This is a genomic window from Arthrobacter sp. Bz4, from assembly GCF_003075455.1.
Taxonomy (GTDB): Bacteria; Actinomycetota; Actinomycetes; order Actinomycetales; family Micrococcaceae; genus Arthrobacter_D.
Map to the genome: position 1 here is coordinate 188,331 of NZ_QDAE01000001.1, position 15,278 is coordinate 203,608.

The following is a 15,278-nucleotide window of genomic DNA, read 5'->3' on the forward strand; positions in this document are numbered from 1 at the left end:
GCTATTTCCCCCAGTGTGTTGCCGATCACTGGCTCCAGTCTAGGCGTCGCGTCGGTGCAGCGTGATTGCGGCCGCCGCGAGGGGGACAACAGCGTAGGCGGCCAGCACGATCAGGCTCGCCTGTGTGGAGAGGTAGACACCTTGCGTCTCGGCTGCTCCGGTGGTGAGCAACGCTGAGGACGCCGGCAGCGGTAGGTAGCTGACGATGGTCTCTACCCAGTCCAGGCGGATGAAGCTGAGGGTGCCGGGCAATAGCAGCAGGACGGTCAGGGCTACGGTCACGCTGGCGGCGGTGGAACGCAGGAGCGTGGCAATCCCAAGGGAGAACAGGGCGGCGGCGATGAGGGAGTAGAGGGTGCCGCCGAGGACGCGCCAGGTGCCCGGGTCGTCCAGCGCTGGGACGAGGTCGTACTGCGAGAGCTGGAGCATGGTGACGAGGTAGGACAGGGTCGCGCTCACGAGGGTCACGGCGGCCGTCAGCACAATCAGGACGAGGGCTTTGGCGCCAAGGACGGGGGTCCGGCTCGGAACAGCCGCGAACGTTGAGCGGATCGTGCCGGTGGCGTATTCCCCGGTGATGAGTAGGGCGCCCAGGACGGCAATGGTGAGCATGCCGAAATGGAAGCCACCTGCGATGACCTCGGCACCATGCATCTGCTCGATGCCCTGGGCCAGGGCGGGATCGTCGGTCGTGGCGCTCAGGGACATGGCGGAGGCCAGGGCCACCAACGTGATCACTGCGGCGGTGGAGGCCAGCGCCCACCACGTCGAGCGCAGGGACAGTACCTTGATCCATTCCCCACGCAAGATCCCCGGGAAGGTGGGATGCACCTGTGCAGCGGCGGGCGGGTTGGTGGCGTGTGCGGTCATCGGCGGGTTGTCCGTCAACGTGCTCATCGGTTCTGGCCCTTCTGGTCTGGGGTGCTGTGGGCGGTGGTGCTGTGGGCGGTGGTGGGCTCGGAGCGGTACTCGACCGCGTCCTGAGTCAGGAACAGGTACGCCTCTTCGAGCTGGCGCCGCGTGGGGACAACTCGTACAGCGGCAGCCCGTTTCGGAAGGCGACCTGGCCGACGTGTTCCGCGGTAGTCCCGCTGACCTCGAGCATGCTGGCGTCCGGAGAAGTGATGGTCACACCGTCGGCAGTCAGGGCGGCGGCGAGCTCGTCGGCGCGCGGGGAGCGCACCCGCACAGCGCCGCTCGCGACGGAGTCGATGACCTGTTGGACCGAGCCGGTGGCGATGATGTGACCGCGGCCGATCACCAGGAGCTGGTCCGCGGTCTGGGACATCTCGCTCATCAGGTGCGAGGACAGGAACACCGTCCGTCCCTCGGCGGCCAGGTCGCGCACCAACTGGCGAACCCATTGCACGCCCTCGGGGTCGAGCCCGTTGACTGGCTCATCCAGGATGAGCGTTCGGGGGTCGCCCAGAAGTGCTGCGGCGATGCCCAGGCGTTGACTCATGCCGAGGGAGAACCCGCCGACGCGCTTGGTCGCTGCCCCGGCCAGGCCGGTCATCTCGATGACCTCGCTGACGCGGGAGGCCTTGATGTGGTGGGTGGCGGCCATCGTGCGCAGGTGCGAGCGGGCGCTGCGGCCGGGGTGCACGGCCTTGGCGTCGAGCAGGGCGCCGACCTCCCGCAGCGGGGAACGGTGCTGCCCGTAGGGCTTGCCGTTTACCAGGACGGTGCCCGACGTCGGCCGGTCCAGTCCCATGATCAAGCGCATCGTCGTGGACTTGCCGGCACCGTTCGGGCCGAGGAACCCGGTCACGGTGCCGGGCGCGATGGTGAAGCTGAGGGTGTGCACTGCGGTTTTGTCGCCGTAGCGCTTGGTGAGCTCGTGTGCCTCAATCATGAGGACCTTCCTGGGTAACGGTGGGACTGGCGGATCTGATGCGACGGTTCGGCGTGACCGTCCGGTAGGGGCCTCGGAAAGCCCCTACCGGACGGGATTGCTTTTGAGTTCACGCTTGCTGCCGGGCGCGAATGGCTTCATGGTCCGGGCTGGTCGGCATGGTCGCCGACGGGGCGGTGCGGGGCCAGATCCAGGCGGAGCGCAGGATGAAGGCCAGGATCAGCAACTCGACTCCGATGGTAAGACCGTAGTAAAAGGCATAGTCCCAGGTCGCCCCTGCCGCGTTGAAGACGGAGAGGGGGATGAACAGCAATGCAACGACGAGGTTGGTGACGCGGTTCGCCCGGGCGGGCAGCGTCATCGAAAGCAGCACCATCAGACTCGGAATCGCTATGATCACGAAGAAAATGGACATCAAGGTCCCGCTGATGTCGAAGACAAAGATCTCGCCACCCCGGATTTGGTCAATCTCGCCGGGCTGGTAGAGGTGGAAGTAGTCGATGTAAATGACGAGGAACATGAAGCTGGTCCAGGCGGCGGCGAGCTTGGCCTGCACAGGGATTCGCGGGTTGTCGAGCAGGGTCGGGGTTTTCGTTCGGAGGGTCATCGGTCTTTCTTTCGATTGGAGCGGTCCGTCCGCCGGAGTGGCGGCAGGTTTGGGCGTGCATACGCACGCGTTGGGTCGGTCTCGTCGGTCCGGTCGTCAGACGGTGATCACGACCTTTCCTCGGGTGTGGCCGGCTCCGACATAGCTGAGCGCGTCGGCCGCGTCGTCCAGCGGGTAGGTGCGGTCAATGACGGGCGTGACCTGCCCGGTCGTGAGCAGGTCCGCAAGGGTGAGCAGGTCCTGGCGCTTCCCGATCGATGTGAAGGGCTTCAGCTGCTGCCGGGTGAATCCGGACAGCACACGCGCTTTGACGATCCGGCCGACGGGGCCGAACCAGTGGCCGCCGCGTCCGCTGTTGGGAATCAGGATGCCGGTGGGCGTCAGCGCTCGGCGGACAGCCGCCAGGGGCTGGGCTTCCACGTTGTCGAGGATGACGTCGTAGCGCTTGTCGCTGCGGGTGAAGTCGGTCGTCGTGTAGTCAATGACGTGGTCGGCACCGAGTGACCGGACCAGGTCGACGTTGCGGGTGCTACACACACCCGTCACCTCGGCACCAAACGCCTTGGCGATCTGTACGGCGAAGGAGCCCACGCCGCCTGACGCGCCCGTGACCAGCACCGTCTGGCCCGGTTGAACGTTCGCGATCTTGCGCAATGCCTGCAACGCCGTCATGGCCGAGGTGGGCACCGCTGCCGCGTCCGCGACCGACAGGTTGGCAGGGATGGACACGAGGTTGTCCGCCGGAACGCAGGCGTACTCCGCGAGTGCTCCAGCGGTGCTCCAGCCGAACACCTCGTCGCCGGGGCGGAGAACGGTGACATCCTTGCCTACCGCTGCCACCACGCCGGCGAGGTCCATGCCAGGGATACCGTGGCGCGGCCGGCGGAGCCCGAACACCAGGCGCACCATGTACGGCTCGCCAGTCATGACGAAGTAGTCGCCAGGGTGTACCGAGGCCGCGCTCACCCGGACGAGCACCTCGCCTCGACCGGGTAGCGGTAGCCCGACCTCGGACACTTCGAGTACTGAGGGCGGGCCGTAGCGGTATTGGACGGCGGCCCGCATCATCGGCGCCTCGCCCAGCCTCTCCCCCGGCACCAGGGGTGCTCCGGCATTCGATCGCTGTTCGTTTCCCACAAAAGCCTCCTTACGTTCAAGCAACGACTTTCGCTGCTCGTACACCGTACGACGTACGTTGTACGATAGAGTGTGAGCGTACGCTGTACTAATGTCAAGCATTTTGGGAAAGCGAGGAATTTGTGTCCGCTAGGGAACAACGCCAGGTTGCGTCAGACGCGGGGCTGACCAAACACCGGGTGGTGGTCGAGGCGATCCGGCTTGCCGACCGCGACGGGGTCGAAGGGTTGAGCATGCGCCGGCTGGCTCGCGAGCTTGGCGCGGGCGCGATGTCCCTCTACCACTACGTGGCGAGCAAGGAGGAGTTGCTGGACGCGATGATCGACATCGTGTTCGAGGAGATTGAGCTCCCGCCCGAGGAGACCGACTGGCAGTCGGCGATGCGACGGCGTTCGGTATCCGCCCGGCAGGTTCTCTCGCGCCACCCGTGGGCGATTGGCCTGATGGACTCGCGGACATCGCCGGGGTCCGCGCACCTTCGCCACCGTGAGGCCGTCACCGCCTGCCTGCGGGGGGCCGGCTTCTCGGTCTTGATGGCGACGCACGCCAACTGGTTGCTCGACAGCCTTGTCTATGGTTACGCCCTGCAGGAAGCAAACTTGCCGTTCGATACGGCCGATGAGTTTGCGGACATGGCCGAGGACGTCTACCTGCCTCAGCTTCCTCCAGGCGAGTTCCCCTACCTCAACGAGTCCGCCGCGGCGCTCCTCGCTGCCGGCTTTGACCCGGCGGAGGAGTTCATCTTCGGCCTCGACCTCGCCCTGGCCGCCCTGGAGTCCCTGAGAGCTTCCGCATAGCGACGCTCGCGGAACGTCGCGCGCCCTCTGCACCGCAATTCCGATCCATGACCGCCGTGTTGAAGTGGGCTCGTAGCGGCCGTGCGCATGGGGTGCCTACCTGACTTCGTCGACTGCGTCTGCTGCGCTGGCAACAGCAACCACAGCAGCCACAGCCAGTTGTCTGTATCTAACAACATTCGCTGCTGAACTCCCCGCGGCCTTTGACCAGATCGAGGCTCCTGCCAACCCAGCGGAGTGTAACCGGCGCGATTGCTGGCCTCCTAAACGCGGATGGCTGCTGGAGTTGGCCGGAAGATAGCTCTCTCATCGGCGGCGTCCTTCCCTGACCGGTCATGTGAGGTCGCCGCTGCTGCCATCAGCTGGATAGGTTGGTTTCGCTTCGAACCTATCCCTCAGCGCGGACATACCTAGACGAGTCCTTCGACCAGCACCTCGGCTTCTTTGACTCGTAGTTTGCCGGACATGAGTTGTGGCAGGATAAGGTCCCGTAGCTTCGCGAGAGATCCGCTTTCCAGTTCCTTAACGACGCACAAATCTAGAAGCGGACGGGCTCTGTCGCCGAAAGCACCCAAAGTGCGCTCGTCAGCTACCTCGACTAAGAGCGAGTCCACATCCTTCTTATTGACATGTTGTTGCGCAGCACCGGTGGCCTTCGTTAACAGCTCAGGCATTCGCGAGTTAACCTCGAGATAAAGCCAATCATTCAAATCTGGGTTTCCGCTCCAGATACCTACAAGAGACTGATTTCCGCAGGCCGATATTTCAAGTCGCGCGATTTGTCCCAGCGTTGCCCCAGTGATGGCAACCACGGTAGTCCCCCTGGGCATCAGCTTTGTTGCACTCTTTTCCAAAGCACTTTCCGTGATCCATTCCGAAGGTTGCGTGATGATTGTTTCATTCGCCTTGCCAGAGTTTATCCATGCCACCGAGCCATTGATCCAAAATTCGGCGTTGTCACGAGAAGGCGTTCCTCCAAGGACTGTAGTTGCTAATGATCCTAGGGGCGCTTTGCGCACCTCCCTTTGCCGTAACCGTAGGTGTTCGTGAATCGATTGAAGGAGCTGGATCGAATTTTTGGCCATCAAGGTGTTGGCGGCGATCTTGTCGTCGAGCGCGCCGAGCACCTCGGCAATCGCTCGTTGATCGCCTATCGGAGGTACTAGAAAGTGGAATCTGGCAAGAACTGACTTGTTAATAATTGGTGTTGCCGATCCGGAGGCATGATCCTTCAGCGAGCCGCTCCAGTTTTTTATCATGTAGTAGATAAAACCGGCATCCGAGATGCTTTCGCGCGCGATGATGCTGTTAATCTGCTGATTGGTGATCGCCGCAGATCGCGTCATAGACACTTTCCCGATAGTGGACCCGATGCAAGTTAGGTTGGTCGACCGGGCAGGGACGACTCGGCTTTTCAATCGGCTGATGCCCGTTGCTGAAAGCCTTCGAGCGGGAGTTGCTTCCCTCAGACTATCGCTTTGGTCAGATGGGGTAATGAAGTCACACTCATCACCCCATGAATCTGTTTGTCCAGAACTAGGAGTCGACCCAGTAATGATGGTGGCAATGGCCGACAGCGGTCGGAGCGCGAAGTCAGACATTAACCCGCCCCAACTGCTCCCGCACAACGGCAGCCAGCCGCTCCGACTCGGCGAACTGCTCAAACAGCTCAGCCGACAGCCGGGCGATCTTCTCCTCGATCGGCTCGCCGTCGTCTTCAACATCGGCCGCGCCGACATATCGACCAGGAGTCAGCGCATAGTCGGCCGCCTTGATCCCCGCCAACGGGACAGACTTGCAGAACCCTGCGACGTCGTCGTATTCGATGCCCGACCCCTGAGCAGACGCTGACCCGCGCCACACGTGATAGGTCTCGGCGATCTTTGCGATGTCCTCGTCCGCGAGAGCACGCTCGGCACGGTCCACCAGGTAACCCAGGTTCCGCGCGTCGATGAAGAGCACCTCACCCGATCGGTCGACGGCTCCGGACGACTTGTCCTTCGCAAAGAACCACAGACACACCGGGATGCCGGTGCTCCGGAACAGCTGGGTGGGGAGCGCGACCATGCAGGAGACCAGATCCGCCTCGACCAACTGCGCACGGATGTCACCCTCGCCGCCGGAATTCGACGACATGGACCCGTTAGCCATCACCACACCGGCGCTGCCACCCGGGGCGAGCTTCGAGATGATGTGCTGGATCCACGCATAGTTGGCATTGCCCACCGGCGGGACGCCGTACTTCCAGCGGGGATCACTTTCGGAGCGGGCCCAATCCTTGATGTTGAAGGGCGGGTTGGCCATGATGAAGTCGGCCTGCAGATCCGGGTGCTGGTCACGCGCGAACGTGTCACCCCAACGGCTGGCCAGGTTACCGTTCAGGCCGTGAATGGCAAGGTTCATCTTCGCCATCCGCCAGGTGCGCTCGTTCAGCTCCTGCCCGTAGACGGAGATGCTCGAACCCTCCTTGTTGTGCGACTCCAAGAACTTCTCGGTCTGCACAAACATGCCACCCGACCCACAGCACGGGTCGTACACGCGCCCGTGATCGGGCTCCAGCACCTCGACCAGCACCCGGACGACGTCGGCCGGCGTGTAGAACTCCCCGCCCCGCTTTCCTTCGGCCTTCGCGAACTTCTCAAGGAAATACTCGTAGACCTCACCGAGGAGGTCGCGGGCCTTCGTAGCACCCTGCCCGGTAAACCGCGCTGAGTTGAAGAGGTCCAGTAGTTCACCAAGACGACGCTGGTCGATGTTGTCCCGGTTGAAGATCCGCGGCAGCGTTGCCGCGAGCGACGGGTTGGCGCCCATGACGGCGTCCATCGCGTCGTCGATCAACTCGCCAATGGTCTTGGCCGCTTCGCCGGCCGCCGCCTGCGTCCCCTTGGCGTTCTGCGCCAGATAGGTCCACCGTGCCTGCGTCGGTACCCAGAACACGCCCCGCCCGGTGTACTCGTCGACGTCGTCGATCATCTGCGCAATCTGATCCTCGCCGAACCCGTCGGCGCCAAGTTCAACCCGGATCTGCTCCCGGCGTTCGTCGAACGCGTCCGAAACGTACTTCAGGAACACCAGTCCCAGGATCACATCCTTGTACTGGGATGCGTCCATGGAGCCGCGCAGCTTGTCGGCCGCCTTCCACAGGGTGTCCTTGAGTTCCTTCATGGTGGACGGCAGGGCGTCCACCTTCACTTTCGGGGGCACTGGGGTGTTCCTTCCATCGGGGCGGCGGGGGTGTGTTCGCCGAGGGTCACGGTGTTGCTGGCTACGCCGTCCATGATCAGCGTAGCGAGTTGAGTGAGTTGATTGACGCGTTCGAGTGCGGCGAGCCGCTCCTGCTCGACGGCGTCGAGCGTGCGCCTGAGAAGATCCCGCTGGTCGACGTCGACCGCGCGGACTGTCCACGACCTCCACCTCCGTGCTGTCGGCGGCTGGCTGTTGATGTCGTCGGCGAGCAGCCCCGCTACCAGTCCCAGCTGACCTCTACTGGTTTGTCCCTCACCGACAATCCTGAGGATGCGGGCTGGGTACGCGACGACGGCTGCGCCGTCGGGATCCACGAGAGCGACGGGCCTCGGTCCCGTGCAGAAGACGACGTCGCCCGGCTCGGTGAGTCGGCCGGCCGGGTAGTGGGCAGAGAACCGGAACCGGTCCATCACTGCTGGTGGCTCCCCGTCGAAGAGCGACCCGGCGGTGATCACTGTGACGGCACCGGGCGAGCCGGGGTCGCCAGCGCGAAGATCTGCTGCCTCGATTCGGTTCCCGGGGAGGTAAACGACCGCGCCGGCGTCGGCCAGGTCTCCTAGAACCCTCTCGACCGGGCTCTCCGGTTTCTTCGTTGGGATCACCTGCACATCCAGACTCCGAACGGTTTCCGGCTGTTCGAGTAATGACAGGAGGTTCTCGACGTGTAACACCGCGTCAGCTGGCTGAGCGGTCCTGTTGCGTGGAAGTGGCCGAGCCTTGACCAGCGAACCGCGGGCTGCGAGCATCGACGACGTCCTCACCAGCCGCGCGAACCGAAACGAATGCTTCTCCACCGACCGCCGGTTGCCCATCGCAGCGGCGAGATCGCTGATCAGATCCTCGATGTCCGTTGTGGACAGGGATGTTCCGGAGAGGTCGGACACCATCGTCCACCGATCGGCCAAAGCCACCTCGGCATGTGCGGGGCCGAGTACCCACAAGGCCATCGCCTGGCGGGGCTTCGAGGTGAGCAAACCTTGAGGCAAGCGGACGACGGCGCGCAGTCGCCCCGTGCGCAAAATGGCTGACCGGACGGCTTCGCTCTCCCCCGCCGCGCCCTCCACGCTCAACGCATCACAGAGCGCACTTGCGGGGCCAAATGCTACGGCGCGGTCATCATCGGTGAGCCGGAGACATATCTTGTCGATGGCGTTCAGGATCGTAACGTCGCCAGGGTCCTGGTTACCTGCGTGAGGAAACTGGGCCAGGTGAAGTGCTGAAGAGCGCTGGCCAACGGGGCCGGCGTCGTCGTCAATTGCCTCAAGCACCAGGCCATGAGTGTGGAGACGCCGCAAACCGCGCCGAGATGCTGCCGTGTCGAATCCGCCCCAGGCGAGGGCGCACCGGACAGTCCCGTAACCCTCACTCAGCTTCAGGAGAATGTCGCTGCTCCCCGGCGAGTGATCCACAACCAGCCGTGATCCATCTCGCGAGCCGAGCAGCGCGGCCACCGCGGCAGCCACCAGGCTGACGGCGTCTCGGTGAATTTCTCCACCCTGCAGCCCGAGCCTCCGCTCGGAGGTGAGCAGCAGGTCGAATGCGGCCGCCGGGCTGTAGGCTGCGTCCGCCAGTGCGTCTGCCGTCGCTGCGAGGAAGGCCAGCTGGTCGCCGGTCGCTTCCATTTCGCGATAGAGGCTTTGGTTATGCGGATCGTGGTCGTCAGCCAAATCCAGCAGTTCGGCATTGGATAGACCGCTCAGTCGCTCACCGCTCAGAACCTTCAGGCACAGGAGGGCCGTCAACGCGTCAGTCCCTGACTGGTCGGCAGCTATGCCCGTGCGAAATGCGTCGGCGTCGAGATGAGCGGAGGGATTGTTGCCGCGACCGGTGTCGTGGAGCCACCGACCAATCTCAGCGGGGTCGAATGCCGGTTGGCTTGATGAGCTGTCGGTAGGCGCTGGAAAAGGTAGATCGGCATCTCGGTAGCGTCGTCGCCACATGGAGACCACCGGACGTGCAACCTGGGCCAGACGAGCCACATCGGCAAGGGACATATCGGTCTCGGTCATCTTCGGCATGCCTCCTCCTTTATCCGCGGTTCTGGGATCTGACCCTACCTGTTGTTCGACGCAATCTAGAGCATTTGTTGATAACGGGGGTTATCGCATTCAAACGGCTCTGGATGTGGGGAGTGACCGTAGCGTTCATTTCCACAAGCACCATGACCTCCCATGAAAGGACTGCCATGAAGTACATTCGCCAGATTCATTTGGATAGCCCCGGCACAAGAAGCGAGCACATCTCCCGGGTCAACCACTCGGATACCCCTACCGGCTCGCTGTCCGAATCCTCCAGGACGAAGATCGTGCAGCAGATCACGGCTGGTACTGAAACCTACCAAAGCCGTAACTCGAACGGCGCGCAGGCCCCGGTGGTGGTGCGAACCAGCGGACTGGGAACCAAGTACATCGCGACTGTCAGCGACGGCCGCGAGACCAACAATCTGCTGAGTCTTCCCAAGTACTAAGCAAACCCACAGTCTGCGGTTGGAAGCGGCATGGGGGCCGCTTCCAACCGCTCCCTACTTGTCACCAACCTCTTCAGAAGGATCTTCAATGAAAAAGAACTTGGCAATCTACGCAGTCGGCCTACTCGCCCTTACCGGCTGTTCAAACGCGGCGTCCGATCCGGTGGAGACGCCGGAGACGGCCGCGACGAGCTCGACCGCCCCGGTCGAGTCCACTCCGTCATCGGATGATGCGGCGGCGCCGTCGGCAGCCGGGACCGAGACCGGGTCCGCGACGCCGTCGCCGTCGCCTGAGGAGACTGAGGAGGCTGAGGAGGCTGAGGAGGCTGAGGAGGCTGAGGAGGCTGAGGAGGCTGAGGAGCCCGAGACTAGCGACAGGGGAAACCTGGTCAAGGACGTCGGTGAGCCTGCAGGCATCTTCAATACCAATGACCGCAGCACGAACGTCATCGACTTCACCGTGACGTCGATCGCCCCAGCCAAGTGCACCGAAGAGTACGCTCAGCCGCCGATTAACGGTCACTACCTAGCAGTGCAACTCGATGTCGAAACCCAGCCAGAGTTGAAAGATGAACTCGGCGGCAGCTTCTACGCTGACGCTGGAGCCTGGAAGTTCATTCAAGCCGACGGAACCACGTTCAACGGCATGTTGTTTGGCAACTCCTACGGCTGCCTGCCAGAGACCGCCATTTTGCCGCAGTCAATCGGCCCCGGCGAGACAGCTTCCGGAACGGTTCTCCTCGATGTCCCCGCGCTGGAGGGAACGCTGGTGTTGTCCTATCTGGGCGAAGACGCCTGGGAATGGGTCATCCCCTAACCTCCAGGATGACTCGTCCCCACAAGCTCCCACACAAAACGGTGAGCAGCTTTTGGGGCCAGCTAACGCCGTCTAGCTCTGCCGTGATCCGGCCGAAAAAATTGGTTAAAACTTTTTTTCCGGAGCTCTTCCACGGACCTCATTTTGTCAGAGGCAGATGATGGAATGGAGGTATGAAAAGCAGTAAAGCTTCTTCTACCGGACCGGGATTCTCTCCCGAATTCGGCGCGGGTTTGGCCTCCAACGGCGGGTCTGCGGATACATCCGCGGGGACTTCGGGGGCCACTGCGACTGCGGGGACTGCGACCGGGTACGGTCCCGGCGGTCCTCTGAGTGTCGAAGCGATATGGACGGCTCCCGTGGCTGACACCGTCCCTGACTCAACGGACGCCCAGTCGCCGGACACCCAGTCGCCGGATGCCCAGCCGGAAGATACCCGGGCGTTGGCGGGCTGGCTGGGGTTAACTGCGGTCGGTGAGCTGGATGGGGCTCAGGCGTTGGATGCGTTGAAGGACGTCAACAGGGCGAGGTCCTGGCTCGATGCGCAGGAAGCGAAGATCGCCACTCGCCTCCTTGACCTGACCACCGAATCGATGGGCCCCGCTGGCCGCCTCGGGTATGCCCGGACACTGACGGAGTCAGAAGTTGGAGCCGCCCTGCATCTGCCGGAGCGGACCGCCGGGGCCCTGATCGAACACAGCGAACTCCTGACCCGCCATTATCGGGTGGCTCTGGCCGCCCTTGAGGACGGGAGGCTATCGAGGCGGCATGCCTGGGCCGTAGTCGAAGAGGCCACCAGTATCCCGGACGCCGCGCCCGAGGTATTGGCGGCATTCGAAAACCGGCTGGTCGACATGGCGTGCAAAACCACTGTGAGTAGGTTCTGCTATCAGGCCAGACGGCTACGCGAGCAACTGCACCCCGAATCCACCACCACTCGGCATAAGAAGGCCGTCGAGGGTCGGTTGCTACAACTAACTCCTGCGTATGACGGGATGGCGTGGCTTGAAGCGTATCTGCCTGTAGAACAAGCCGCAGGGATCTTCCATCGGGTCGACACCGCCGCCCGCAACCTCCAGGGACCGGATGAGCCCCGGACCCTCACCCAGTTGCGAGCTGACGTGTTTGCTGACGTCCTCACCAGCTCCGGCCCGGGCGCCGATCAAGCCGGTGGAGCCAGCTATCAGGGCGTCCAGGCGAAAGTGTTTGTCACTGTTCCCGTGATGACCCTCCTTGGCGGGGATGTACCGGGAGAACTTGAAGGGTATGGGCCCATCAACCCCGACCTGGCCCGCAAACTCGCGGGGCATGCGCCGTCGTTCACCCGAATCCTCACCCACCCCTTCACCGGGGCGCGCCTCGGGGCCGATGCCACCACCTATCGGGTGCCGAAGGACCTGCGAGACAGCATCAGAGTGCGGGATCGGACGTGTCGGCATCCAGGCTGCAACCGGTTGGCAGTGTTTTGCGAACTCGACCATACAAAACCCTGGGCCAACGGTGGAAAGACCAGCTACGGCAACCTCGCCGCCTTGTGCAAACGTCACCACCGGCTCAAATCCGAAGGCTACTGGCACTATCGACAACCCGAACCGGGGACCATCATCGCCATCTCACCGGCAGGCGAAACCTACATCACCCGGCCGGACCCACCACCGGCACCGCCGGCACCAGACCCGGCACCGTTCTAACCGCGCCGGCCGTGCTGAAAAAGTGCCGTCGAGGCGTTAGCTCTGGAGACTCGAAAATGCCGTCGGCCCGCCACAGCAAGCTACTCGGCGGAGGTTCTGATCGGCGGAAGTACTGACCGGCTAAAGGTGAGGTACCGACCGGCCGATCACGCGGAAGGGGCGGTGACCATCCTTTCGGATAGCCACCGCCCCTTCCAGTCAAGCCTGGAGTGAAAGTAGGGCTTACTTCACGTCCTCGTCAACCCAGTCGAACGTCCGGGTGACAGCCTTCTTCCAGAGCCGCAACTGGCGGTCGCGCTCCCCCACATCCATGGACGGCGTCCAGCGCTTGTCCTCGGCCCAGTTGGTAGCCAACTCGTCGGTGTCCTTCCAGAAACCCACCGCCAGACCTGCCGCATAGGCTGCGCCCAACGCTGTGGTCTCAGTGACCTTCGGCCGGATCACCGGGATACCGAGGATGTCGGACTGGAACTGCATCAGCGCGTCGTTGGCGACCATACCGCCGTCAACCCGCAGGTCCTCCATATCCACTCCCGAATCAGCGTTCGCCGCGTCCAGCACCTCGCGGGTCTGGAACGCGGTGGCTTCGAGGGCGGCCCGCGCGATGTGCCCCTTGTTCACGAATCGGGTGAGACCCACAATGGCGCCGCGGGCTTCGCCGCGCCAGTACGGTGCAAACAGGCCGGAGAACGCTGGCACGATGTAGACCCCGCCGTTGTCCTCGACCGTTCTGGCAAGCTCCTCCACCTCGGGAGCCGACTTGATGATGCCGAGGTTGTCCCGCAGCCACTGGATCAGCGACCCGGTCACAGCGATCGAGCCTTCCAGCGCGTAGACGGCCTTGGCGTCGCCGAGCTTGTAGCAAACGGTGGTCAACAGACCATTCTTCGAGTGAACAATCTCCTCACCGGTGTTGACGATCATGAAGTTACCGGTGCCGTAGGTGTTCTTGGCGCCGCCCTTCTCGAACGCCGCCTGACCGAACGTTGCCGCCTGCTGGTCGCCCAGGATGCCGGCAACCGGCACCTCGCGCAGCAGCTGGGAGGTGTGGACGGTCCCATAGACCTCGGAGGAGGACTTGATCTCCGGCATCATGGACCGCGGCACACCAAAGGCCTCAAGGATTCCGTCGTCCCAGGACAGGGTCTCCAGATCCATGAACATGGTCCGCGAGGCATTGGTGACATCGGTGATGTGCACGCCGCCGTCGGTGCCGCCGGTGAGGTTCCAGGTGACCCACGAGTCGGTGTTTCCGAAGATCAGATCGCCGGCCTCAGCCTTGGCCCGGGCGCCCTCGACGTTGTCCAGGATCCACTTGATCTTGGTGCCCGAGAAATAGGTGGCCAGCGGCAGCCCGACCTTCTGCTTGAACCGGTCCGGTCCCCCATCAGCCGCCAGCTCGTCAACGATCGACTGGGTCCGGGTATCCTGCCAGACAATCGCGTTGTAGACCGGCTGTCCGGTCGTCTTGTCCCAGACCACAGCAGTTTCACGCTGATTGGTGATGCCGACGGCGGCAATATCGTGACGGGTCAGGTTGGCCTTCGACAAGGCGTTGCCGATAACCTCCCTGGTGTTGTTCCAGATCTCCAGGGGATCATGCTCGACCCAGCCGGCCTTGGGGAAAATCTGTTCGTGTTCCTTCTGGCCGGAGGACACAATGTCCCCGCTGTGATCAAAGACGATCGCCCGGCTGGAAGTAGTGCCCTGATCAATCGCAATTACATACTTCGACATGTAGTGCTCCTCTTTGAGTGTTCCGTCGGTGAATGATGCCGGCGCGGACGGTCGTAGGACCGCCCGGCCGGTTGAGTGCTAGCAAGTGATTGCGCTAGCGGGGCATTGCTACCCGGTAACCGCGGGGAAGGTGACCAACATGGCGACCAGACCGCCGAGAACGCCACCGATCAGTGGACCAACCACTGGAACCCAGGCGTAACCCCAGTCGCTGCCGCCCTTGCCCTTGATGGGAAGCAATGCGTGGACGATCCTGGGGCCGAGGTCACGGGCTGGGTTGATGGCGTAGCCGGTGGGCCCACCGAGTGACGCACCGATGCCGACAACCAGGAGCGCAACCGCCAGCGGGCCGAGGCCCGAGGGCGTGCCAGCAAACGAAATGACCACGAATACCAGCACGAAAGTACCGATGACTTCAGTAATCACATTCCAGGCATTCGACCGGATCGCTGGTCCGGTGGAGAACACGCCCAGCTTGTTGGCTGGGTCAGGCTCAGCGTCGAAGTGTTGCTTGTATGCCAACCAGCAGAAGAAGGCACCAAGCATGGCTCCAATGATCTGCGCAGCAAAATACAGCAGCACGTTCATGAAGGTCTTGTCGATATCGGGGCCGAGCGCTTCTATATCTGAATTGACGAGCAGGCCGACCGTAACGGCGGGGTTAAGGTGCGCGCCGGATAGGGCCGCCACATAGACGCCAGCAAAGACGCCGAGACCCCAGCCGAAGTTCACCATCAAAAATCCGCCATTGTTGCCCTTGGTACCGGCCAGAGCGACGTTGGCAACGACACCTGTACCCAGCAGCAACAGCAGCATGGTGCCGAACATTTCGGCAACGAATGCTTCCAGAGACATCTTTGACTCCTCTAATTATTCTTTTTTATCGAACCCAGCCCGCGGCTGTGGCTCTCTTGCTCCCCCCGG

At 62.9% G+C, this 15,278-nt stretch carries 12 protein-coding genes and 1 pseudogene; 4 read left to right on the forward strand and 9 right to left on the reverse strand.

Going from position 1 to position 15,278, the window contains the following annotated elements; translation table 11 throughout:
* Positions 1-39 precede the first annotated feature (39 nt).
* The 4 genes and pseudogenes from DDA93_RS00885 to DDA93_RS00900 form a co-directional block, all read right to left on the reverse strand.
* Positions 40-897: an ABC transporter permease subunit gene (locus tag DDA93_RS00885; protein ID WP_116777839.1), complete on the reverse strand. Its 858-nt coding sequence runs from the start codon at positions 895-897 to the stop codon at positions 40-42.
* Positions 894-1,855: pseudogene (locus tag DDA93_RS00890) on the reverse strand (ABC transporter ATP-binding protein). The gene DDA93_RS00885 and the pseudogene DDA93_RS00890 overlap by 4 nt, the downstream one beginning before the upstream one ends.
* A 109-nt stretch (positions 1,856-1,964) precedes the next feature.
* On the reverse strand, positions 1,965-2,462 hold the full coding sequence (locus DDA93_RS00895; protein ID WP_116777840.1) for a DUF6326 family protein: 498 nt from the start codon (positions 2,460-2,462) through the stop codon (positions 1,965-1,967).
* 96 nt (positions 2,463-2,558) lie between these two features.
* Positions 2,559-3,599 carry an NAD(P)-dependent alcohol dehydrogenase gene (locus DDA93_RS00900; RefSeq protein WP_207771292.1) on the reverse strand — a complete coding sequence of 347 codons (1,041 nt, stop codon included), beginning with the start codon at positions 3,597-3,599 and terminating at the stop codon, positions 2,559-2,561.
* Positions 3,600-3,721: 122 nt separating this feature from the next.
* On the opposite strand from DDA93_RS00900, the gene DDA93_RS00905 reads away from it, so the two are divergent.
* Entirely contained in the window at positions 3,722-4,396 is a 675-nt protein-coding gene (locus tag DDA93_RS00905; RefSeq protein ID WP_116777841.1) for a TetR/AcrR family transcriptional regulator, read from the forward strand.
* 410 nt (positions 4,397-4,806) lie between these two features.
* On the opposite strand, the gene DDA93_RS00910 is transcribed toward DDA93_RS00905, so the two are convergent.
* The 3 genes from DDA93_RS00910 to DDA93_RS00920 are packed head-to-tail and all read right to left on the reverse strand — an operon-like array spanning position 4,807 to position 9,660.
* Positions 4,807-5,997 carry a restriction endonuclease subunit S gene (locus DDA93_RS00910; RefSeq protein ID WP_116777842.1) on the reverse strand — a complete coding sequence of 397 codons (1,191 nt, stop codon included), beginning with the start codon at positions 5,995-5,997 and terminating at the stop codon, positions 4,807-4,809.
* Positions 5,990-7,600 carry a class I SAM-dependent DNA methyltransferase gene (locus DDA93_RS00915; RefSeq protein WP_116777843.1) on the reverse strand — a complete coding sequence of 537 codons (1,611 nt, stop codon included), beginning with the start codon at positions 7,598-7,600 and terminating at the stop codon, positions 5,990-5,992. Before DDA93_RS00915 ends, DDA93_RS00910 begins: the two co-directional genes overlap by 8 nt.
* The gene (locus DDA93_RS00920; protein ID WP_116777844.1) at positions 7,585-9,660 is read right to left on the reverse strand and encodes a hypothetical protein; all 2,076 of its coding nucleotides are present in this window, start codon (positions 9,658-9,660) and stop codon (positions 7,585-7,587) included. The genes DDA93_RS00915 and DDA93_RS00920 overlap by 16 nt, the downstream gene beginning before the upstream one ends.
* A gap of 167 nt (positions 9,661-9,827) precedes the next feature.
* Between DDA93_RS00920 and DDA93_RS00925 the strand changes: the two genes are divergently transcribed.
* From DDA93_RS00925 to DDA93_RS00940, 3 genes are all read left to right on the forward strand, one after another.
* Complete coding sequence (locus DDA93_RS00925; protein ID WP_207771293.1) at positions 9,828-10,109, forward strand: DUF3892 domain-containing protein; 282 nt, start codon at positions 9,828-9,830, stop codon at positions 10,107-10,109.
* Between the two features lie 88 nt (positions 10,110-10,197).
* On the forward strand, positions 10,198-10,926 hold the full coding sequence (locus DDA93_RS16265) for a hypothetical protein (protein WP_165802543.1): 729 nt from the start codon (positions 10,198-10,200) through the stop codon (positions 10,924-10,926).
* Positions 10,927-11,285: 359 nt separating this feature from the next.
* Positions 11,286-12,617, forward strand: coding sequence for an HNH endonuclease signature motif containing protein (locus DDA93_RS00940; protein ID WP_243400471.1), 1,332 nt, complete (start codon positions 11,286-11,288; stop codon positions 12,615-12,617).
* 222 nt (positions 12,618-12,839) lie between these two features.
* On the opposite strand, the gene glpK is transcribed toward DDA93_RS00940, so the two are convergent.
* Together glpK and DDA93_RS00950 are read right to left on the reverse strand one after the other, a co-directional pair.
* Entirely contained in the window at positions 12,840-14,354 is a 1,515-nt protein-coding gene (gene glpK / locus DDA93_RS00945) for a glycerol kinase GlpK (protein WP_116777848.1), read from the reverse strand.
* Positions 14,355-14,462: 108 nt separating this feature from the next.
* The gene (locus DDA93_RS00950) at positions 14,463-15,209 is read right to left on the reverse strand and encodes an MIP/aquaporin family protein (RefSeq protein WP_116777849.1); all 747 of its coding nucleotides are present in this window, start codon (positions 15,207-15,209) and stop codon (positions 14,463-14,465) included.
* Positions 15,210-15,278 lie beyond the last annotated feature (69 nt).